The organism is Hyphomonas sp. UBA4494 (genome assembly GCF_002388935.1).
GTDB lineage: Bacteria > Pseudomonadota > Alphaproteobacteria > Caulobacterales > Hyphomonadaceae > Hyphomonas.
Genome location: NZ_DGNK01000003.1, coordinates 101433 through 121956 on the forward strand (window position 1 = coordinate 101433; position 20524 = coordinate 121956).

A 20524-nucleotide genomic window follows, 5' to 3' on the forward strand; every position below is an offset into this window, starting at 1 on the left:
ACAAAGATTAACAGTCTGTTGCGTTCGATACGCTATCATATTTCATCGATTCCGTTGGTTCTGTCACTTGCTTAGGTTGAGTGGAATGACTTGAGGCCTTCGACCCGCTATATTATTTTGAGATTCAGCTACAATTCTGGGCCACGGCCCTGCTGCCGCCAGGAACGATGTTAGGTCGAATATCTTGTCGGTTCCCAGTCTTTCGGCATATTTAGTATTCTAGCACGAAATACGCATTCGCTATTAGCGTTCCATTCCAATCCCGCGCCCCAGTGTCCACGAAATCCTACCCCCGCGCACAACACCCGACACCGCCATCCCAAGCCGCTGTTCCAGCACCTGGCGCCAAGGCACAATCGTAAAATCCCGGTGCCGTTCGATGACCGCAAACTTACCGCTCACCCGGGAAACTGGTTCGCGGTAGGTGCCATCCACATGACCGCGTTCCGGCGCCGGCGAGTACGGCTTCCCGATCTCTTCACTCAGAGACCGCCCTGCCTGCGCAAGGTCGCGTTTCAACAGCTCAGACTTCTGTGCTGCGGATAGCCCTGTGCCTGCCTCCACATTCATTCCGATCCCCGCCAGAAACGCACGCCGTTTGACCTGCGCCTCAGCGACCTCCTCGCCAAACCCAATCGGCACGCCGGATGCGGAAGGCGCCTCGTCCAGCCAGGTGACGCCCAGCGCAGTTTCCTGATCCTTCAGCCCAAGCTCAGATCGCACGAGCAATTGCGCTGACCTAAACGCCCGTTCGTATTCTTTCGCGCGATCCAGATAATCCGGTGGGATCTTCCAGTCCGCGTCGGCTGTCCGTTCGACATGACCAGCGCGCCTCAAGGCTTCCAGTCTTCTCACATGCGCTGCGACAAATTCCGGACCTGATCGCGGATCGTCGGCTTGGTGCAGGCTTGCCGAATAGACCCCGCCATTCGCCCGCGCGATTCGGTCGATCGTGATGTCTGAAGGTTTCGGTTCAAGGTTTGGCGGCGACACGGTGACGATCGCGCCGCGCTTCAGTTCCTCGAACTCACCTGCAACGCCAAGTTCGACAAAGACAGCGCGGCCGTCGAGACTGTCGATGATCGCGTAAGCCCGGTCATGTGCTTCACCTGTGAGCCCCGTCTGTAGGACTGCGCCTGTCGCACTTCGCCCATCCGGATCAGACTTGTCGAAGATTGTGTCCGCATCCAGCCGCCGGTCTCCGCGTCCGGCGAGCGCACGGTTCATCGTCTTGATGATGTCATGACGCTCGGACAAATCTCGCAACACGCCCCGAAAATTCTCCCGCATCTGCCAACGTCCGGCACCGAGCTTTTGGGCAAGCCCAAGCCGTTCCAGTGTCCGTAGCCGGGCGGCATGAAGGGTGCGATAGTGTGAGGAGCTGTCCTTCAGCCGGAACTCCCCCTCAGGATCAATCTGCCGGGCGATGAAATGATCGATCCGCGTCACCCGTTCGGCGGCAACTTCGGCGTTGAGTTTCCGCTCCTGTTCGAGCCTTGTCTCCGGGCCAAGCTCCAGTGTGACCATGTCCTCCGCACGTTCGCGGATCCCGTGCGATATGTACGCCCGCGGCATCACGAGGTCTGAGCCATCGTCACGGCGTCCTCGGATGACGAGGTGAGCATGCGGCCGGCCCGTATCATGGTGCACCGCGCCGACCCATTCGAGCCGCGTGCCGAGATCGGTTTCCATCTGCGAGACGAGGTCGCGGACGAAAGGCTTGAGATCCGCCATTTCCGCGCCGTCCTTAGGCGAGACGATGAACCGGAAATGATGCCGGTCATCCGCGATGGACTTGGTGAGATCGGAAACGCCCGCATCCTCGCTCACGGCATCGAAGAGCTTGCCGCGATCCTTCTCCTCAAGCGCGGCGTCGCGCCGGATATATCCGATGTGCGCGGCAAGGGCCGCGGCGCTCGATGCCGACATACGGACGATGCGCGCCTTGACGATAACGCGCCTTTGCCCGCCGCGTGGGATTGGGCGCGGCCGGGCGGGCAGGGTGGTGCGGCGAGCGCCGCCGGCGGACGACAAAGCCCTCGTCATCCGCGTGAGGTAAGTCTTCGCGCGTCCCCCTGATCCGGCCGAGCGAATCCTGCCAGGTCTCGGCGTGAACGGGTTGTCCGGCGGCGTGCTCATTCCGGCTGCTCCGGCGGGAAACAGGCCAGTTCTCCGGAATGGAGCCATCCGATCCTGTAGTCGTCATTGAGCATTCGCTCAGACGACGGAGCTATGTCTTCAGTGATAGAGCCATAAAAATCGATGTGCAGACAAGGCGATGACCCTTCATTGGCTCCATGAGCTTTTATCTTGCAATCGCCACCCTCCCAATCCGATGCCTCTCTCTCGTCAGGAGTGTGCCAGGAGATATCCCCCAGAAACACAGCCCGCCCGATGACATGCGACAGGCTCACGGGGCCAAAATACCGGCTGTCAAAGGATTCCGGGGTCTCATTCGAAATGAGAAGGATTTCACCCAGGCGAAGGGATGTGCAGCCTTGGGTCCAGACGGGCAGGGGCCGACCGGACCGGTCCTGTCCAAGCAGGGGCAGGGGCGGCTGGCCAGCAACGGTCAATACGCCGGCATCCACACAAACCCTATCGCCCACAACGGCCCAGACGGTCTTGATGACCGGTATGTCTGCCGGCAGGTATCCACGTGTTGCGGCCAGGCTTTCGGCGTGTCCGGGCAGGCGGGATGCCACAAGATCACCGCGTTTGGCTATCTTGAGCGGCTCCACTTTGTACCAGCCAATCGGTGCGCTTTCGCTCGGATTGTAGAGCAGTCTCGGTGCCGGTTTCAGCACAAATCCCGCCCAGAGAATCCCTGCTCCAAGGGCAGACAAGGCAAGCGGTATCGCGCGGTCCTGATCCATCACCAGACCTCTCGTTCAAGAAGGTGTTCAACCGGAAGCCCGGCCTGCAATTGCGTGGACAGGCGTTGCCAGAAGGCGGCGGAGATGGTGGTTGGATCGGTGCGCTCGGATATGGCATTGATCGCCTCGAAAGCGCGCCTCGCATGATGGGAATGGAGCGCAGAGAGGAACAGGATGCCGCCCGGCTTTATGCCTGAAACTCGGCTGATCCGGTCACCTGATGATCCGGCCCGGATGATAAATAATTGCCAGTCCGCGGCAGCTCGAAACGTGGTGCGCCTGCGCTCATATCCGAACACATCGCCCGGAAAGAAGGCGGCCATCTGCCTGTGATCGCAGGTGTTCCGGATCATGCGCGGCGCACCAAAGAGCAGGCGTTCGGTCAGGCCATTTTGATCCTCCACAAGTGAAACAAGCGTCAGATCAATAGCCATTTTTCGCGTCTCCTGGGCGGTGGCTGGACGCTGAAAAACGGAGAAGGTCATCGACATGATAGACGACAACACCGACATGCTTTCGGTAGACCGGACCGAGACTGGCGTAGCGCCAGTTCTGGAGCGTTCTTTCTGACACGCGAAGGAACCGTGCCGCTTCCTTTGTGGTCAGGAACGGGCTTTCGCCAATGCCGTCGGTCTGCATGATGAAACGCTTTCCTGATGCCAGGTCCGGGCCTTCGCGGACGGCTCCCGGCGTCAGGAAAACAAGGGATGATCCTAATCGGGAGTCGCGAAGATATGCCGATCATCTGCGAAACCCTGCTTAACCATGCGTACAGCGCATCGCTTCCTACAGGCGTGAGCGCCAACAGACCTTGAAGCGACGGGCGCATAGGCAAAGCCGCTCCGGAGATCTCTCCGGAGCGGCCAGTCTGGTGATCTCAGCGGGGCCTTAGTCCCTGGGGTTCCAAAGGATCACGTGGCGGCCTTTCTTACCCTTGACCGGTGCGAGGTTCGCGTAGATACGGCGCGGGCCGATCTGCGGATCTGCGAGGGTCAGCGAGACATATTCGCGTCCCGAGGACTTTGCCTTGCGCATCCAGCCGCCGCCGATTTCAGTCGCGGTTTCACCGGCGAAGATGCGGTAGTCCGGCTGGGCATCTTCGGCTTTTTCCGCGTTCTTTTCGATGCGGATGGCGGCTGAGAGGTTCATCATTGCGAGGGCGCCTTCGAAGCCGGTTTTGGTTTCGCTGACATATCCGAGTGCGTTTGCCATGGGGGTCTCCTTTTCGTTTCCGTGGCTGTCTTCGAAGGACACCGTGTCCCCGTCGACGCCGGACCGCCCGGACGGCGCGGAGCGGGTCTGAACCTGCAAGGGCGCAGCAGAGCGGAGCACCGGACAGGCGCACGAATTTGTCTCGCGAGGAGCCGCCCAGCGGCGGGGAAATTCGTGGGAATGTCCGGTTTCAGGACCGTTTCGTGTCGTCCAGGTCACACGGCAACAGACGGGAACAGGGTGTTTTTCCGAGGCAAGCGGAGAAGCGGAACAGACCGCTTTGGCAATCGCATTCGGAGGCCACAAGAAACCCACAGACCGGTGATTTTTTGGAGGCGCATCTGGTTTGATCTGAACCGCGCGGGTGCGTAGTCGTCTGGTAAAAGCATGTGGAAAAGCCGCCCGACATACTGCCGGACGGCTTCTGCTTCCACGGACATAAAGACCGCAATCTCTCAGGCGACCTCTTGCTCTGCGACAGGCTGGTTTTCGGGAGAAACGTCGTCCTCGTCTGACGTAAACAGGCAGGCGATCCGTGCCCATGCATCTGCTGGCTGCGATCCCGCATTTGTCACAATGCGTGTTGGCGGGACCTGCATCCATCCCGGACGCCAGTCGGGACTGGCCTCACACCCTTCGCCAATGATCCGGTTCCAGATCAGTTCCTTCTGGGCCTTGCCCGTGTCCGTGAGCGATGCTTTCGCCGTCGATGGAGACGCGATGTCGGCCACCATGGCATTGATGGCGCGCTTGTCGCGGACGAGATCAAGGAAGACAGGTTCCGGTTTCCAGTAGGCGACCATATCGGTTTCGGTGGCGACGGCAACGGCTTCCACAATCGGACCACCCGCTTCCATCGTGTCAGCCATCACAAAGGCAAGTACGTTGAGGGTTTCTGTATCATCCATTCCGAGCAATGCTGCAAAGACTTCGCTAAGGTGATAGGCGTCGCCATTTGCGCGCAGGGATGCGAGCCCGTGGGCTTCAAACAAGCGGTGCACATGGTCCCCGGCAGCGTTCATCTCGGCGGTGGCACGGGAGCCATCCACGCTGGCCTGAATGTCTTCCTTTCGGGCAAGGAATTCGTGCCGCCTCACAGTCCACAGGGCGGACCCGACAATAGCATGAGCCACCGTCAGCCGGAGGGCGATTCCTGGGTGGGAAAGCAATGTCGCGCGGGCTGCGCCATGGCGGTGCAAGCCGATATACTGTGCCAGTGGCCCGGACATTTCAGGCTTGGTCTCGGTCGCCTCCGCATCGCCGCCCGGCCTTGCGCGCTTCTCCAATTTTCGGGCTTCGGCCTGCGTAATGTAGCCCTCATGGAAGGTCACGGTGCCATCATGGCGGACTTCGACAATGACGCTGCCGCCCTTGGTGCGGGCGCGTTTCACATGCTCCCAGCTGGCAAAATACATCCCGCGTTCGAGAACCTCCACGTTGCGCCAACCGGCCTCTATACAGGTCTCGACCTTGGCTGCGAGCGCTGCCGATTGGGCTTTCCAGAACGCGTCGGCATCGGCAAACACGCCTGTCTCTCCGAACAGGTCAGTCGTGATCCGGCCGTCATAGGTCGCCAGATCAAACAGCGCCTTGTCCGTCGTGATGATGGCTCCGCCCGTGATCCATGCCTTGCAGGCGCGGCCCATGGGCGCGCGTTCCGTCTCGCTCCTGAACAGGGCTAGCCACTCGGCCTGCTGGTCCTTTGTGGCGAGCGTGAGCGCGCGGATCGTCTCCGGGTCGATCTCGTCTTTGGCATAAAGCGCGCGGATCGGGCCGGATAGATTGGCGAGCGCAAGGCTGCGCCGGACTTTCAACTCCGTGACCCCGAAGTGCCCGGCAATCTCGTCCACCGTCCGGCCAGTCTGGGCCAGCTTTCCAAACGCATTGTATTGCTCCATCTCGGTCGCGGGCACGCGGGCGACATTCTCAATGAGGGACGCTTCGACTGCTGCGGCGTCATCATCCGCTTCCATGATCGCGCACGGAACGGCGATCGGCTTGCCGGTCTCAGCGGCAAGGACCTGCAAGGCATGGAAGCGCCGCCGTCCGGCGATGACGCCATAGCCATCACCTTCCGGGCGGACCAGTAGCGTCTGGCGGATACCTTTCTCCCGGATCGACGGTAGGATGTCGGAGACATCTGGGGCTTTTCGCCCATGTCGCATGTTGAGTTTGCTGATATGGAGTTGCTCGATGGGGATCGTTTTCAGTGCGGGCTGTGCCATGGAATTGTCCTCCTGTTCTGGCGGGTAAAGCGAAAGGCCAAGCGCCCAAGCCGGGCCTTTCCAGTTGATCGGAGTGAAGGGGACGCCTTCTGCGTCGCGCATCGCGTCCCGGTCGGACGCGCCCCAGTCATAGTCTTTGAGGCCAATCAGCGGCGCGCGACCGTCGACCCAGATTTCGACGATGCGGGAATCCTCGACGACGAGGGTCAGGCGCGGGCGTGGCCCCAGAATTTGGTCCAGCGCGTTCATGCTCGCGCCGCCTGTGATGGCGCAGAGGACAACAGCCGTTTCAGTGCGGCTCGGCCTGCCTCCAAGGCTTCGGGGAGCAACTCATCCGCGACCTCGTTCAGATAGGCGTTGTCAGACCCCGGATAGTTGGCCTCAAGGCCCCAGAGGCTGGCGGCGTTCGGCAGGGAAAAGGTCCACTGGACCTTTTCCTGATCTGCCTCACCCTCCAGTTCGACGTCTTCGCATTCAATGGCGAGCACGATCCCGCAATAGAACCATTCATCCTTGCGCCACGCGTCCATGACGGCTTCGGCCTCGGCTTGTGCTTTTGCCAGACGTTCCCGGAAATTATTCCCCGGTCCGATGAAGCCCGGATCATTGATATAGAGCGATGGCCAGAATCCGTCCTGGCGCTCATCCGGTGCGTCGGGACAGTCGTCCCGGACAATCCGCGCGATGACGCGAAAGCCGTCAACCTCACAGGCGATGCTGTCGCCTTCGCAGACATAGCGGTCTAATCTCTCTCGGAACCCCATGACTAGCGGCTCCAGAAAATGTGGACTTCATCAAAGCCCGTCTGGAACACCATGATCTCGCCATTCATGGCCATGTCACGGGCAAGCGCCTGCCAGTCGATATAATAATCGAGCGAGGCCGGAATCTCCGTCCCGCTGTCGCGCGTCAGTTCCTCGACAAAGTCTGCGGCGCTGCGATATTCGCCCGCATAATCCTCGAACGCTGCGCGCGCCTGCTCAAGGTCGTCGCCGAATTCGCGGTAGAGTTTGGCGCCAAGCGCGCCATGTTCGTCAATGAACGCCGCCAGCGCACACACGGTCTCGAACGAGGCGTATTCTGACAAGCTAGCGCCTGCGAACCCTTCATGATCATGGATCGCCCATTCCTCGGCATCCGGCTCCGGCGACGCCGCCAGCATGGCGCGGACGTGTTCCATGATCTCGTCCGGCTCGGTGGCATTGATCCAAGCCCCATGCAGCCGTCCGTTATTATAGGCGGCAAGGCAGGCGACATAGACGCGGGGTCTGTCCCGCAAATCCGGTCCGGTCGCTGTTCCAAGGGGAGCGGGAGTCTCGTGTGAAGGGGTCATGTCAGCCTCGCAAAATTGATCCTCGCCCGCGTGCCTTTCCCGGCAGACGGGAGGGGGCGGACGAGAGGTGCGGGCGCCCGGGCGTATGAGGGCCGGGGGCAAGGCGGAAAGGTAGGAGATTGCGATGGTACCAGACGGCTCCAGGTCACCGGCGCCTTGTGCGCGGGCCGCGCCCGGGCAGACGCGCCGTCCGCCCCCTCACGGCTGCTGGGAAAGCTTGCTCAAGCCTGCAAGTGCCAAACAGGCAGGCTGGCGCCGTGAACACGAATCCCTCCAGATATCGTGCCTATGGCCTTGCATATACGAGAGTTCCGGGAAGCTGACCGCGCGGCGCTGATTGCGCTCTGGGAGACGTGCGCGCTGACCCGGCCGTGGAACGACCCGAATGCCGATCTGGACCGGGCAGTCACATCACGCGATGCGACAATCCTCGTCGGCACGGTGGATGACGTGGTCGTCGCCAGCATCATGGTTGGCCATGACGGCCATCGCGGTTGGCTCTACTATCTGGCGGTCACCCCGGACCGTCAGAGCCGCGGCCATGGACGCGAAATGATGGTCGAGGCCGAGCTTTGGCTCACGGTCCGCGGCGCGCCCAAGGTCCAGCTCATGGTGCGCGGTGAGAACCAGAATGCGACCGCCTTCTATGGCGCCCTGGGATACGAACGCCAAGACGTCACCGTGCTCGGCAAATGGCTCACGCCATCGCCTGAGGCCGACTGAGGGTTCGAGAGACCACGCGTCCATGACCCCTCTGGCCGCAAGGCCAGTGGGAAGCATGCAACGCGGCCCCCAGCCGGCGAGCCCCCGCAGCGCGTGACCTCCCGGACGGGAGGACGCGTGACCGGAGACGAGCCGGGCCTGGTCGAATGCCTTTCCGGATTTTGTGGGCTCCAGCCGCCCGGACAGCCCCGCGTCAGCGGGCGGGGGGAGGGCGATGCTTACAGGTGCATTGAGAAGCTCACAACACACTATGAAGTCGTAAGCCGCTCATCGATATCGGGCGTTTGACTGGATGACTTCGTACACGCTCTTCGATGTATCAGGGTGAGCTCAGAGGTTCTCTTCCAGGAGGGAGCAATAACCGCCATCGCGCAGCCGCTGGCCCTTGGCGAGCAGGCGGGCCATTTCGGACTTCATGGCAGAGGACGGTCCAGCCCATTCTTCCGAGACGCGCTTTTCACCGTAGAAGATCATCGCTGTTTCCCGATAGCTGAGGCCTGCCTCCTGCGCATCCAGCGCGACAAGCGCGTTGCGATACCCGAGGCCCTTGCGGGACCAGACCGGGGGTGATGTATCGTCGTCGCCGTAGACCTTCTGGGCACGGTTCAGCGTATTCACGTGATCCTGCAGAGTACTGAAACCCGAGATCGAGAATTCCATTTTCACAGGCTCCAGGGATAACAGCGACTTGCCACTGCACCTGACCTGAATCGAGCACTTCTTGCCTTTGACAAGGATGTGCTCGTGCTCAAAAGCGTCCACAAGATGGATAATCTTGCAGAGGCGTGTGCTCTTTTCGAAGATTTCATCGATCTCGCCTGGTTCGCGTTCACGCACGTGAACAGCGACCTTTCGGGGATACGTCTTGTCGGACCAGAAGACATGCGTGGTCAGTGCCGATTGATCCGGGTTCGGAAAAAAGAGGAGGCCCCAGTTCTCGGCTTGGTGGTCCTGTTCGCGAATCCGGAGAAGCTGGATGTCACAACACGCCGATCTTGTTTCGAGTATAGGTTGCGCAGAATAGGCGGCGGCTCTCAGCGAAGAGTTACGCCGGGCGAACTCCCAGGCCCAGTTCCCGCGTGAGAGATTGGCGGTGTAATCATACCTAACAAGCGTATCGTTCAGGTCTTCTATCGTGTGAACAAGCATGGATCAGCCTCCCGCGTCAGGGGAATGCAGGTCATGTGCCAATTTCAATCTATCATGGAAGTTTAAGGTTGCTCGCTTAGGCCAAAAGGCCGTGAAAATGTGCGCTCACTTAACTAAAAGCACTGTACAAACATAAGCTGATTGAGCAGTGTTCTGACTGCGTCGTTCGTCCAGACAGATTGAAGCCCGCAGCCACCATTACAACATGCTGCATTGAGAGATTGATATCAGATATATGATTGTAGTCTCGCATCGTGATCGCGATGCGAGACTACGGTCTATAAGAATTGGCCTCTCACGTCGCAAGTTATTGGGTGGATTGTTGTTCTTTCAATATGTCCAAGGCTACGTCGACGATCATATCTTCCTGACCACCAACCATACGCCTACGTCCTAGTTCAACCAGGATTTCACGTGTATCGATCCCATAATCTTGCGCTGCCTTCTCTGAATGCCTGAGGAAGGACGAGTAGACCCCGGCATAGCCTAGCGAGAGCGTTTCGCGATCAACGCGGACGGGGCGGTCCTGGAGTGGGCGAACAAGTTCCTCGGCGGCATCCATGAGCGCGAAAAGATCGCATCCATGCTTCCATCCCTTTCGCTCGGCGGCAGCGATAAACACTTCAAGCGGTGCGTTTCCGGCCCCGGCACCCATGCCGGCCAGCGAAGCATCCACGCGTCTTGCGCCATGTTGAACGCCGACAATGGAATTGGCGACGCCCAAGGACAGATTGTGGTGGGCGTGGATACCCCGTTCAGTTTCCGGCTTCAGGACTTTGTCATAGGCTTGAAGCCGGGCGATGTATCCATCCATGTCGAGCGCGCCGCCACTGTCGGTGACATAGATACATTCGGCACCATAGCTTTCCATCATGGCGGCTTGTTCAGCCAATTTCTCAGGTTCGACCATGTGGGACATCATAAGAAAGCCAACCGTGTCCATACCCAGATCTCTGGCAACACCGATATGCTGTTTCGATACGTCGGCTTCCGTGCAGTGTGTGGCGATCCTGACAGACCGGACGCCAAGCTTATAGGCATGCTTCAGCTCCTCAATCGTTCCGATCCCCGGAAGGAGGAGCGTGGTCAGTTTCGCCGTTTTCACTGAATCCGCGACGGCTTCAATCCACTCCCAGTCTGTGTAGGCACCAAAACCATAATTGAAGCTTGAGCCATTCAGGCCGTCTCCATGTGCAATCTCGATTGCGTCGACCCCGGCCTGGTCAAGGGCGGCGGCAATCTTGCTGACGTGCTCGATACCGTATTGGTGTCGGATTGCATGCATCCCGTCGCGCAGAGTGACGTCCTGAATGTAAAGATTGTCGGATTTGGGATCGAACGCCATCAGGCAGTCTCCTTGGCTAGCCGCCGCGCGGCGATCTTCTCAGCGGTCGCAATGCCAGCTGAAGTCATGATGTCGAGATTTCCCGCGTATGCAGGCAAGTAGTGGGCAGCACCCTCGACTTCCAGGAAGACGCTGGTCTTGATGCCTTCGAACGTGCCCAGGCCCGGAATCTTGACCGGGTTGTTCGAGCCGAACCGTTCGAACTGAACCTTTTGCTTCATCCGATAGCCGGGCACATAGGCGTTGACCTTTGCAACCATTGCTTCAATTGAGGCCTCAATTGCAGGCTCATCCGCGCCACTAGAGAGGGTGAATACCGTATCGCGCATAATCATCGGAGGCTCTGCCGGGTTCAGGACGATTATGGCTTTGCCTTTCCGGGCTCCTCCAACCTCTTCTATACCCTTTGCGGTTGTCTCGGTGAATTCATCAATGTTGGCCCGCGTTCCCGGCCCGGCTGACTTGGAGGCGATGGAAGCGACGATCTCCGCATAGTGGACTGTCGCGACGGATGCTACCGCTGCCACGATTGGGATCGTCGCCTGCCCGCCGCAAGTGACCATGTTGACATTTGACGCATCCAGATGCGCGTCACCATTGACGACGGGTATGACATACGGCCCGATCGCCGCAGGCGTGAGGTCGATCATCACCTTGCCAGCGGATGTGACGACTTCATTGTGCCGCTTGTGTGCGCCAGCAGATGTCGCATCAAAGACAATTCCGATTTCGGGCCACACGTCGAGCTTAACGAGACCGTCAATTCCTTCATGCGTGGTCGCGATACCCATGCGCTTCGCCCGGGCAAGGCCGTCCGAGTCGGGATCGATCCCGACCATCGCGCCCATTTCGAGACCCTTCGACTTGCGCATGACCTTGATCATGAGGTCAGTTCCGATATTTCCGGATCCGATGATCGCAACCTTGGTCTTCTTGAGAGTTGTCATTTCCTATGTCTCCTATTTCGCCGCAATTGCGAGGCGAACCGACCCAATACCTTCGATATCCGCTTCAAACAGATCACCAGGCCCCATTGAGGCCATCGGGCCAAGAGCACCTGTCAGAACGACGTCGCCGGCCTTGAGGGGTGCTCCGAGCTCTGCGCATTTTCGTGCGAGCCAGAGGGCGGCGTTTAGCGGGTTTCCAAGGCACGCGATGCCGGCGCCATATGAAACCGGGCGTCCATTGCATTTCATCACCATGCCGGCATTGACGAGATCAAGCCCATGCAGTGCACGAACAGGCCCGCCCAGGACATATAGGCCGGATGAGGCGTTATCCGCGATCGTATCCGAAATGCGGATATCCCAGTCCTTGATACGACTGCCCACAATTTCGATGGCAGGCACGACGTGGTCTATGGCTCGGATAAGTTCGCTTGGTGTTGTATCCTGCGCGTTGATGTCCCTGCCGAGTATAACGGCTATTTCAGCCTCGGCCTTGGGTTGTTGAGTTGCTGACAACGGAATTTCATCACCGTCGCAATATTCCATATCCGCGTAGAGGACGCCAAAATCGGGCTGGTCTACGCCAAGTTGATTTTGGACTGCCGCTGACGTCAGGCCAATTTTCCTGCCAACAACTCGTCGTCCTGCGGACACCCACCGGGCTGTGTTGATCGCCTGGACCTCGTATCCGGCTTGCGGATCAAGACCAATGAGATCACGCACTGGCGCGCAGTAGGTTTGTCCCGTGTGTGCGTCGAACAGTGCATCTGCAGCCTTCTGAATTTCATCTCTGGAGATCATGGTCTGGTTCGCGTCCGTAAGTGACTTGGAATGTAGATCGCAAACTACGCGATGTACTTGACACTGCAATCCGAGGCAGGCCAACTACTATCACAATGTGATAAATGGAGATCCGTGTGACACGATCCATGTCTTCCTTCGACAAGGCGATGGCCTTGTTCGGAGCGCTTGTTGAGCAAGACGGTGTATTCGAATCAGACGCAATGAGTGTCCAGCTCGGAGTGCCGGAATCGACTCTGTACAGGCATCTGAATGCCCTCCATTCGGCCGGGCTCATCTGCCGATCCAAGCGTGGACGATATTTGCCCAACCCTGTTTTTTTGAAGAAGCTGGAGGGGTTCACACCACATGCTGTGCTGTCGGAAATAGTACGACCCATTTTGGACCAACTAAGTGTCGCGTTGGAAACCACGACCCACTTTGGCATTCTGGAGAACGACATGGTTACCTACCTCGCGAAGGCGGTATTTGAAGGAGAGGAGGTGTTCACGCGCGAGAAAGGGCAGCTGGAGGCGTACTGTTCTGCTATCGGCAAGGTGTTGCTCTCGCACATGACGGTCGACGAGCGACAGGCGTATATAACCAGCGGGCCCTTTCCAAAGCTCACGGATAAAACGATCACGGACCCAGCCGAAATCGAACGAGAACTACATCGCACGCGCATTAGGGGATTCGGCGTTGACGATGGCGAGGTTCATAACGCACTTTATTGCATCGCTGTGCCAGTCTTCAGTTCGCGGGGAATGGTCGTGGGCGCAATTTCTAGTTCATCTAGCCAGAGGTGGGCGAGTCCTAAAGAACAGCGTGATCGCCTGATTCAGCTCAACGGGGTAGCGCAGTCAATCTCTTCCACCTTAGGGGCCGGCGCCTGATCATGTGGAGATGAGAGGTCAAAAAAATGGGAGCCGCTTAGGCTCCCAGAGTTTGGCGGAGACCTAGCTCCGCCGGAGGAAACAGACTGGTTGTCGTATCTCTTGAGCGTTCCCTGACCTTGAATGGCAGTGAAGTTCAACCTGACACGACACATTTGGGTTGAGCCGCTATCCGGTTGCGCGTCAACCTGGCCGGATACGAATGAGTGGCATCGCTCCCACATTGTGAAACTTTATGAAATCTGCGCGCTCGGGTGAACAGGATTGGAATTCTGTAGGCCTACCCATGATATTTATGCGTCGAGAATATTCTCGAAAGCGGCCATGCGCGAACAATAGGACATGTGGGAACATGGACTGCGTTCGGAGTGTTCCAGAAAAGCCGAGAGTAATACGTTAGTGCACGGAGTAAAATCTCGGAGTCGGGAAATAGTTTGTCGACATCCGGGGCGTAGGGAACTGTCCAATCCGGGAGTCAGATGCACTAAGTTGCGCTGGCGTCTGTTCCGTATGGCGAAATTAACAGCGGCATCGATAGCACAGTTGCCTTTGGCCACATGCAAATTTCGATCCTTGCTGCGGAATTTGAGCTAGCGCTGTTCGTAAATAAATATTGACACAACCAAAAAAATCATTTTTCCTCAAAAAAAGAACAAAATCTTGCACTTCAAGTAAGGTTGTTAGGGAGGTACTTAATTATGCCAAAACTAAGCGGCAGTTCCGTTTTGATTACGGGCGGAGCCACGGGAATCGGCCGGGCGGTGGTCCATCATTTTGTCGAGGAGGGTGCCAGATTATGTGTCCTGTGCGTCAATGACGAACAGGCGAGTTCGTTGCGGGGTGAGTTCGGGGCTGAAGTTGAAACAGTAATTGGGGATGTGCGCAGTCTGGCAGACAATCAGCGCGCTGCGGCCCTTGCCGTGGAGAGATTCGGTGGACTGAACACCTTTATCGGCAATGCAGGGATATGGGATTTTATTACGCCTCTGGAAGCGCAGGATGAAGAAAAGCTCGAAAGAGTCTGCGATGATATTTTTAGTGTGAATGTAAAGGGGTACGCGCTCGGAGCGTACGCGTGTCTTCCTGCGCTTCGCCAGTCTAAAGGGTCGATAATTTTCACGGCCTCTAGCTCGAGCTTTTTTACGGGCGGAGGTGGTCCGCTATATGTGGCATCGAAACACGCTGTGATTGGACTCATCAAGCAGCTTGCGAAGGAAGTCGCGCCAGACGTTAGGGTTAATGGCGTAGCTCCTGGAGGTACGATTACCAATCTTTCCGGATCGCCCTCATCCGAGCACGCAAAGTCCCAGATGGCTGAGATTCCAGAGATCGACAAACTTATCGAGGGCATGACACCGCTCGGATTTGCCGCAAAGCCTGAAGACCATGTAGCGCTATATGCGTTGCTTGCCTGTCCGGTGTCGGCTCGATACGTCACAGGCACAACCATCTTGTCCGATGGCGGTATTGGCGTGGGCTGACCCAGCCTGAACGCGTTCACCAACTAAGTCGAAATTGTGCCAGCGGTGCTGGCGGTCTTTTGGATCAAATCTATGAACCTGCCGGTCTCCAAATTCGCTCATGCTGCCGCTGCTGCTGGGGTGCTTTACTTCTCCCAACCTGGGGCGCTGGCAGAGCAGGCCGTTTTATCGCCCCCCGACATAAGCCCTCGGTCAAATATAGAGATGCCAACTGACGGACGTGTACGGTTTGTTCCTGATAATTTATTTGCCGTCGATTTTGTCTCTGATTCTGTGGGCTGGGCGGGGGGATACTACGGGACACTACTGAAGACCGAGGATGGAGGAGGGCACTGGAAGCGCGAGCCCTTGCCGTTTACGGACTTAATTAGGCGAATCGACTTTGTGGACGAGGCCGTCGGCATTGCTGTCACGAGTAGAGGCAAGATCCTGAGGTCTGAAGACGGGGGAGCGCATTGGGAAGTTGTGCATGTTGAGCCGGGCATTAACTTGCGAGATGTCTACTGTCTCGACGCCCAGACAGCTTGGGTCGTCGGACATGAGGCTACAGTGCTTCACACGTCCGATGGCGGTAAAACGTGGCAAACTCAGGCGTTATCCGGATATCAGGGGCGTGATCTACCGAGATTGAATGGCATTACACGTCTCGAGGACGGGCGGTTGGTTTTGGTTGGGGAGTTCGGCCTGATAGCGTCGTCAATCGATGATGGATTGAGCTGGGAGGTGCTGGACGCGCCCGATGCCTCGGTCACATTCACAGCGGTAGATGCATGGCGTTCGGAGGCGCTAATATCTGGGCTTGGCGGCAAGCTTACAATGGTTCGATTTGGTTCGGACAGTGACGTTGAAGAGGGCTCGGAACGCTTAGAGGACCGTGTCCCGACGATCACAGCTTTGTCCTCGGGGACAGATGCGCATTTGTTCGATCTAACATTAGACCAAGATGGTGACGGAGTGATCGTAGGCCAGGGCGGGGTGGTACGTGTAAAAGCTGGATTGCCTGTATCGGAATTGCTGCCCCTGGAGAGTAAGCCAGGATTCCTTTGGTACGGAGGAATCTCAAAAACATCTGAACACGGATGGTATATTGTCGTTGGGGCGAACGGTGCCGTACTAAAAACCGAATTCGATGTCTCAGATCCGGAGCCGTTAGTGCGGTGGTAACAGGAGTAGTTCGCTTGTTGCAAATTCAATCAAAGGCTCAAATTCAGTGGTAAGTTATATTTCGAATTTCGTCATAAGATTTCCCAGAATCATTCTGGCAATCGCTTTTCTGGTCACATCGGGGGCGGCTTATTTCGGCGTGACAGGTGTCTCGTTGAAGGTCGTTCTCGAAGATATGCTGCCTGCAAACCATTCGAATGTCGAACTCTATAAGGAGTTCCGGAGTCAGTTTGGTGGAGTCAATAATGTCCTTGTCGAAGTCGAAAATAAAGCAGGCGACATCTACAATTCGGACTTTCTTGAAACGTATCGGGAAGTATCAGACGAGTTCTATTTTCACGATAACAATATCCGCCCTCTGTTTGAGGCGGCCAATCTCCGGAAGACGAGATCGGTGGCCGGCGGGGAGGGGCAAATTCTGGTCAGTCCTCTTATGTGGCCGGAAGTGCCCCGCTCTGAGTCTGATATGGAGCATTTCAAACAAATCGTCAGGGGGCAGTTTCTCGGCTCATTGGTTTCACTGGATGAGCATTCAATGCTTATTTCTGCCGAGCTTTCAGAGGAGGTGGATTCTCGGGAGTTCGTCGCCTTTATTGACAATCTAAAATCAGAATTCTCGACGAAAGATGTAAAAATATCAGTCGTTGGCAGACCCGTACTTCTGGGTACGGTTAAGAAATATCTGCCTCAGATGCTGTTGGTTTTTGCGGCGTCTGTGCTGGCTATCGCTGCCGTCCTACTTTTCTATTTCAGATCCTGGGTTGGCGTTGCTGTTCCAATGCTCGTGGCCTTCGCTGTCACGATTTGGGGCTTTGGCGTCATTGGCTTGGTCGGTTACAATCTTGATCCCCTGTTGCTCCTGCTGCCGTTTTTCGTCTTCGCCACTGTCTTATCCCATTCAGTTCAATTCGTTTCGCGCGTTTTCGATGAAATCGAAAATAGTGCCACCATGCGTGATGCAGTAAAAGAAGGCCTTGAGCGCCTTCTGTTCCCGAGCACTGCGGCTGTGATTACCGATGCAGCTGGATTTACGGTTCTGGCTCTGGTGACTATCCCAAGCATACAGTCGCTTGCCTTCATTTGCACGTTTTGGCTTCTAACGCTGACCCCGGGAATTATTGTTGCTGCGGCGTTCATGGCGGTCCTTCGGAAGCCGACAAAATTCCGCACCACCTTACCGGGTCAAGCCGCACTAGCCAAAATATTTGGGCTGAAAACGTCCAGATATGTATTCCTCCCGGCTTTTGTCGCTGCGTTGATTGCGGGCATTTTCATTTCGCAGGGGCTAAAAATAGGTGACGCAGAAGGGAGCCCGATCCTGTGGAAAGATTCCCAATACAACAAAGATGTCAAAAAAATCAACTCAAGCTTTGACCGTGTCGGTACGGATGTAATGCAGGCCTATTTCTCCGGTGATGGAGAGATCATGCTAGATCCGCGTGTGTATCATCAGATCGAAGCATTTGATCGCTATATTTACGAACGAGTTCTTCCGGCAACTCGCGCACAGAGCCTTGTTCCGATTGTAAAAAATATCAACATGGTTTTGTGGGAAGGGGACCCTTCATACCAAACAATTCCTGATACAGAAGAAGAAATAGGATTTAACATTTACATGTTCCGGTCTGGCGGTGAGCCAGGAGACTTTGCCGCCTATACGAACCCGGAATGGAGCATCGGTAAGCTCTCAATTTATACGGGGGAGCATAGTGCTGACACCGTGAATGCGTTGATGGCGGCGGGCCAAGAATTTCTAAACACCTATCAGTTTTCAGATGGGGAGCCGCGTGTGAGGTTCGCCGGCGGACAGATCGGTATAATTAAGGCGAGCAACGACGAGATCGAGCATAAAGAAAATGTGCTCCTTATTGCCATTATCATCGTTATCGCAGTTAACCTGCTCTGGCTATATCGATCACCCGCAGTTGCAGTCGTGATCATACTTGTACTGACGACATCTCACTTTATCACCATGAGTGTCATGACGCTTATGGACGTGGGGATGAACTTGAATACGCTCCCGCTTGCTGCGTTGGGTTTGGGCCGTGGTGTTGATTACAGCATCTACATGGCAGACCGGATACGCGACGAAATGAGGCACGGCCATGAATTCGCGAAGGCGACGGGCCGGGCGTTCAACACGTCTGGTATTGCCGTGATAGTTACGGCACTGACGATGATACTGCCGCTATTGCCGTGGTACTTCCTGTCTCCGATCAGGTTCCAAGCCGAGATGGGCGTTCTGTTGGCGATCATCTTGATGTTCAACATGGTGGGGGCGCTCACTGTTGTGCCTGCAGCAATCGGCTTGCTGAAGCCGCGGGGATTTCCGTTTAGCACACAGAAGAAAATAGTCAGGGCGATGGTTGGTTAGATTGAGGGCGATAGAGCCTGGCTGCGCATCGGAAAAAATAGAAAGTGAGGGAGAGAAAGATGAACACCAAGAATAAAAAAACTAAAACTAAGTCGCAAAAGCTATGCCTGCTCGGGGCTACAGCATTTTCCACAGTCCTTATGATGCCGCTAGCAGCGAATGCCGAGTCATTGGCTGAAGCGCTGAACCTGCCCGACAATGTCTGGGTGGGCGGACGTCTGACGCAAGGGACGGGCGTCTATTTTGACCGGTATGGTGGTGGAACTGGAGTGGGGCCTTCCCAGTTTGTAGCGCAGCTTCAGGCTGAGTGGACTCCCAATAGCAACGTGACGGTCGTTTCCGATTTTTGGCTGCGCGGCGATTGGTACTATGATCTTGATGATGGAGATTCAACCGGGCCTGGCACGCAAGACTTTACTAAAGGCCCTCCGTTTCTAGATCGCTTTGATTTTTTACTCTCGCAGGATGGGGCGCTCACGCTGCCTGAACCGTTTGGTAATAGCGGTGAAGAAAATCGCATACTCGATGATTTCGAGCAGGACGTGATTAGAGAGCTGTCGATAGCGTTAGCTGACTCAGAGGGACGCGCGTCGCTGAAGATTGGAAAGTTTCAGCGAGGGTGGGGGCAAGCAGATGGCTTGCGGCTTCTCGATATTCTGAATCCACAGGATCTCCGCCAAAGGAGTATATTTACAGACACCGAGGACTTGCGGATACCTCAGTGGAGTGCAGCCCTATCATTGGATATCGACCAGCTTGGGTTGGCTGCTCCTTTCGAGGGGTTAGGACTGAAGGATCCATCACTGGAAGTGATCTATACTCCGGTGGTGCGCCATTCCGAATTCATCGTGAATAATCCCACGCCGAATTCCAGTACGTCCGGAGGCCCCTTCGGTCTGCCTTTCCCGAGGTTGGTGGAAGGTCAGTCGGGTTTCGGCATGCCCTTGTTGGGAGCAAGGCTGTCGGACAAGGAAACAGACGACTGGGAAGATTCCGAGGTCGGCATGCGGCTAAAATTCGATGTCCTTGGCGGGCAGGGGACAATTAATGGATTTTACGGTTTTCAGGATCTGCCGATAGTCGTCAACACCGGCGCAACAGTTCATATTGGCACATTTATCGGAGATCCAAATGCAGCGGGCGTTGTCAATGTGCCCATTGATCTCCCAACCACTATAGGTGCGATGAATGCGCCTGGTCAGTACGTTGACTTCATCCAGTCTCTCGCAGCTGGGACTGCGGCGCCGGGGGACTTTCCCCTAATTCCGTTCGGCTGCCTTGATATTCTGGATCCGGCGGCTGGAGGGGTGCCGTGTTCTATTACTGCAGATTTTGACCTCGATTACACACTTCGGCAAAAGACCGTCGGTTTTTCATTCACACGCGATATGACGGAGCTCCGATTCGGTCGAAAGGATGTCTCTCCGGTACTGCGTTTGGAGGCCGCATACGAGTTTGACAAACCCTTCAACAAGGGGGTGATTCAGAACCCCTTTGTGCCCGGGCGGATGACCGTCGGCACACCAGCTCTCATCACTACCCGTGACGACACAATCGCGAGACGAGATCAGCTGTCTGTCCTGGTCGGATTTGATTATAATTTCTGGGTGCCGGGGTGGGAATCGCAGCGCAGTTCGATTTTTATGACAACTCAGTTTTTCGAGATCCATACCGAAGATGCTGATGGGCTCCTGTTTCAGGCGCCTTACGCGCTTACAAATGTTGAAGAGAACCAGGAATTCATAACTCAGACGTACACGAAGGGTTTCTTAAACGACAAAGTGACTCTGGATGGCTTGGCGATCTGGGACATGGATAAAGGTGGCGTTGCGATAAGGCAGAGAATAGATTTCTCCGTAGGAGGAGGAAATTGGAAGCCCAGAATTGAAGTGGGCTACTTTAGCGGGAAGGATGAGCAGGGCCTTTTGGGGCTCTATAACAAATCGGACTACGTTGAGTTTTCTCTGACCTACCAATTCTAGAGAAACATAACGATAACGCAAAGATGTCTGGTTCTTGATG

General features: G+C 56.5%; 18 protein-coding genes. 6 read left to right on the top strand and 12 right to left on the bottom strand.

The window, feature by feature from the left end; all coding sequences use genetic code 11:
- Nucleotides 1-243: 243 nt before the first annotated feature.
- The 8 genes from B2P82_RS01235 to B2P82_RS01270 all read right to left on the bottom strand — a co-directional run bounded on the left by B2P82_RS01235 (nucleotide 244) and on the right by B2P82_RS01270 (nucleotide 7646).
- Entirely contained in the window at nucleotides 244-2139 is a 1896-nt protein-coding gene (locus tag B2P82_RS01235; RefSeq protein ID WP_290494569.1) for a DUF3363 domain-containing protein, read from the bottom strand.
- On the bottom strand, nucleotides 2136-2876 hold the full coding sequence (locus tag B2P82_RS01240) for a S26 family signal peptidase (RefSeq protein ID WP_290494570.1): 741 nt from the start codon (nucleotides 2874-2876) through the stop codon (nucleotides 2136-2138). The genes B2P82_RS01235 and B2P82_RS01240 overlap by 4 nt, the downstream gene beginning before the upstream one ends.
- Nucleotides 2876-3310: a DUF2840 domain-containing protein gene (locus B2P82_RS01245; protein WP_290494571.1), complete on the bottom strand. Its 435-nt coding sequence runs from the start codon at nucleotides 3308-3310 to the stop codon at nucleotides 2876-2878. The genes B2P82_RS01240 and B2P82_RS01245 overlap by 1 nt, the downstream gene beginning before the upstream one ends.
- On the bottom strand, nucleotides 3300-3515 hold the full coding sequence (locus B2P82_RS01250) for a helix-turn-helix domain-containing protein (RefSeq protein ID WP_034743400.1): 216 nt from the start codon (nucleotides 3513-3515) through the stop codon (nucleotides 3300-3302). Before B2P82_RS01250 ends, B2P82_RS01245 begins: the two co-directional genes overlap by 11 nt.
- Before the next feature lie 249 nt (nucleotides 3516-3764).
- A complete protein-coding gene (locus B2P82_RS01255; RefSeq protein WP_290494573.1) occupies nucleotides 3765-4088 on the bottom strand; it encodes a DUF736 domain-containing protein in 324 nt (107 codons plus the stop codon).
- A 455-nt stretch (nucleotides 4089-4543) separates the two neighbouring features.
- Nucleotides 4544-6562, bottom strand: a complete 2019-nt coding sequence (locus tag B2P82_RS01260) for a ParB/RepB/Spo0J family partition protein (protein ID WP_290494575.1) — start codon at nucleotides 6560-6562, stop codon at nucleotides 4544-4546.
- Nucleotides 6559-7077, bottom strand: a complete 519-nt coding sequence (locus B2P82_RS01265; protein ID WP_290494577.1) for a hypothetical protein — start codon at nucleotides 7075-7077, stop codon at nucleotides 6559-6561. The genes B2P82_RS01260 and B2P82_RS01265 overlap by 4 nt, the downstream gene beginning before the upstream one ends.
- Nucleotides 7078-7079: 2 nt before the next feature.
- On the bottom strand, nucleotides 7080-7646 hold the full coding sequence (locus B2P82_RS01270) for an antirestriction protein ArdA (RefSeq protein ID WP_290494579.1): 567 nt from the start codon (nucleotides 7644-7646) through the stop codon (nucleotides 7080-7082).
- A gap of 288 nt (nucleotides 7647-7934) precedes the next feature.
- On the opposite strand from B2P82_RS01270, the gene B2P82_RS01275 reads away from it, so the two are divergent.
- Nucleotides 7935-8369, top strand: coding sequence for a GNAT family acetyltransferase (locus B2P82_RS01275; RefSeq protein WP_290494581.1), 435 nt, complete (start codon nucleotides 7935-7937; stop codon nucleotides 8367-8369).
- A gap of 330 nt (nucleotides 8370-8699) precedes the next feature.
- Here B2P82_RS01275 and B2P82_RS01280 read toward each other — a convergent pair whose 3' ends face one another.
- The 4 genes from B2P82_RS01280 to B2P82_RS01295 all read right to left on the bottom strand — a co-directional run bounded on the left by B2P82_RS01280 (nucleotide 8700) and on the right by B2P82_RS01295 (nucleotide 12611).
- Entirely contained in the window at nucleotides 8700-9518 is an 819-nt protein-coding gene (locus tag B2P82_RS01280) for a DNA -binding domain-containing protein (RefSeq protein ID WP_290494583.1), read from the bottom strand.
- Between the two features lie 307 nt (nucleotides 9519-9825).
- Nucleotides 9826-10863, bottom strand: coding sequence for a 4-hydroxy-2-oxovalerate aldolase (gene dmpG / locus B2P82_RS01285; RefSeq protein WP_290494585.1), 1038 nt, complete (start codon nucleotides 10861-10863; stop codon nucleotides 9826-9828).
- The gene (locus tag B2P82_RS01290) at nucleotides 10863-11810 is read right to left on the bottom strand and encodes an acetaldehyde dehydrogenase (acetylating) (protein ID WP_290494587.1); all 948 of its coding nucleotides are present in this window, start codon (nucleotides 11808-11810) and stop codon (nucleotides 10863-10865) included. Before B2P82_RS01290 ends, dmpG begins: the two co-directional genes overlap by 1 nt.
- Before the next feature lie 12 nt (nucleotides 11811-11822).
- A complete protein-coding gene (locus tag B2P82_RS01295) occupies nucleotides 11823-12611 on the bottom strand; it encodes a 2-keto-4-pentenoate hydratase (RefSeq protein WP_290494589.1) in 789 nt (262 codons plus the stop codon).
- Nucleotides 12612-12739: 128 nt separating this feature from the next.
- Between B2P82_RS01295 and B2P82_RS01300 the strand changes: the two genes are divergently transcribed.
- From B2P82_RS01300 to B2P82_RS01320, 5 genes are all read left to right on the top strand, one after another.
- On the top strand, nucleotides 12740-13483 hold the full coding sequence (locus tag B2P82_RS01300; protein ID WP_290494591.1) for an IclR family transcriptional regulator: 744 nt from the start codon (nucleotides 12740-12742) through the stop codon (nucleotides 13481-13483).
- A gap of 698 nt (nucleotides 13484-14181) precedes the next feature.
- Complete coding sequence (hcaB, locus tag B2P82_RS01305) at nucleotides 14182-14964, top strand: 3-(cis-5,6-dihydroxycyclohexa-1,3-dien-1-yl)propanoate dehydrogenase (protein WP_290494593.1); 783 nt, start codon at nucleotides 14182-14184, stop codon at nucleotides 14962-14964.
- 72 nt (nucleotides 14965-15036) lie between these two features.
- A complete protein-coding gene (locus B2P82_RS01310) occupies nucleotides 15037-16128 on the top strand; it encodes a WD40/YVTN/BNR-like repeat-containing protein (RefSeq protein ID WP_156947914.1) in 1092 nt (363 codons plus the stop codon).
- Nucleotides 16129-16174: 46 nt separating this feature from the next.
- Entirely contained in the window at nucleotides 16175-18502 is a 2328-nt protein-coding gene (locus B2P82_RS01315) for an efflux RND transporter permease subunit (protein WP_290494597.1), read from the top strand.
- Between the two features lie 59 nt (nucleotides 18503-18561).
- Nucleotides 18562-20484 carry a hypothetical protein gene (locus B2P82_RS01320; protein ID WP_034815864.1) on the top strand — a complete coding sequence of 641 codons (1923 nt, stop codon included), beginning with the start codon at nucleotides 18562-18564 and terminating at the stop codon, nucleotides 20482-20484.
- The last annotated feature ends 40 nt before the right edge of the window (nucleotides 20485-20524 follow it).

Bases quoted from the DNA above. Each gene is read 5' to 3' on its own strand.
- B2P82_RS01235 (WP_290494569.1), bottom strand. From the start codon at position 2,139: ATGAGCACGCCGCCGGACAACCCGTTCACGCCGAGACCTGGCAGGATT.
- B2P82_RS01240 (WP_290494570.1), bottom strand. From the start codon at position 2,876: ATGGATCAGGACCGCGCGATACCGCTTGCCTTGTCTGCCCTTGGAGCA.
- B2P82_RS01245 (WP_290494571.1), bottom strand. From the start codon at position 3,310: ATGGCTATTGATCTGACGCTTGTTTCACTTGTGGAGGATCAAAATGGC.
- B2P82_RS01250 (WP_034743400.1), bottom strand. From the start codon at position 3,515: ATGCAGACCGACGGCATTGGCGAAAGCCCGTTCCTGACCACAAAGGAA.
- B2P82_RS01255 (WP_290494573.1), bottom strand. From the start codon at position 4,088: ATGGCAAACGCACTCGGATATGTCAGCGAAACCAAAACCGGCTTCGAA.
- B2P82_RS01260 (WP_290494575.1), bottom strand. From the start codon at position 6,562: ATGAACGCGCTGGACCAAATTCTGGGGCCACGCCCGCGCCTGACCCTC.
- B2P82_RS01265 (WP_290494577.1), bottom strand. From the start codon at position 7,077: ATGGGGTTCCGAGAGAGATTAGACCGCTATGTCTGCGAAGGCGACAGC.
- B2P82_RS01270 (WP_290494579.1), bottom strand. From the start codon at position 7,646: ATGACCCCTTCACACGAGACTCCCGCTCCCCTTGGAACAGCGACCGGA.
- B2P82_RS01275 (WP_290494581.1), top strand. From the start codon at position 7,935: ATGGCCTTGCATATACGAGAGTTCCGGGAAGCTGACCGCGCGGCGCTG.
- B2P82_RS01280 (WP_290494583.1), bottom strand. From the start codon at position 9,518: ATGCTTGTTCACACGATAGAAGACCTGAACGATACGCTTGTTAGGTAT.
- dmpG (WP_290494585.1), bottom strand. From the start codon at position 10,863: ATGGCGTTCGATCCCAAATCCGACAATCTTTACATTCAGGACGTCACT.
- B2P82_RS01290 (WP_290494587.1), bottom strand. From the start codon at position 11,810: ATGACAACTCTCAAGAAGACCAAGGTTGCGATCATCGGATCCGGAAAT.
- B2P82_RS01295 (WP_290494589.1), bottom strand. From the start codon at position 12,611: ATGATCTCCAGAGATGAAATTCAGAAGGCTGCAGATGCACTGTTCGAC.
- B2P82_RS01300 (WP_290494591.1), top strand. From the start codon at position 12,740: ATGTCTTCCTTCGACAAGGCGATGGCCTTGTTCGGAGCGCTTGTTGAG.
- hcaB (WP_290494593.1), top strand. From the start codon at position 14,182: ATGCCAAAACTAAGCGGCAGTTCCGTTTTGATTACGGGCGGAGCCACG.
- B2P82_RS01310 (WP_156947914.1), top strand. From the start codon at position 15,037: ATGAACCTGCCGGTCTCCAAATTCGCTCATGCTGCCGCTGCTGCTGGG.
- B2P82_RS01320 (WP_034815864.1), top strand. From the start codon at position 18,562: ATGAACACCAAGAATAAAAAAACTAAAACTAAGTCGCAAAAGCTATGC.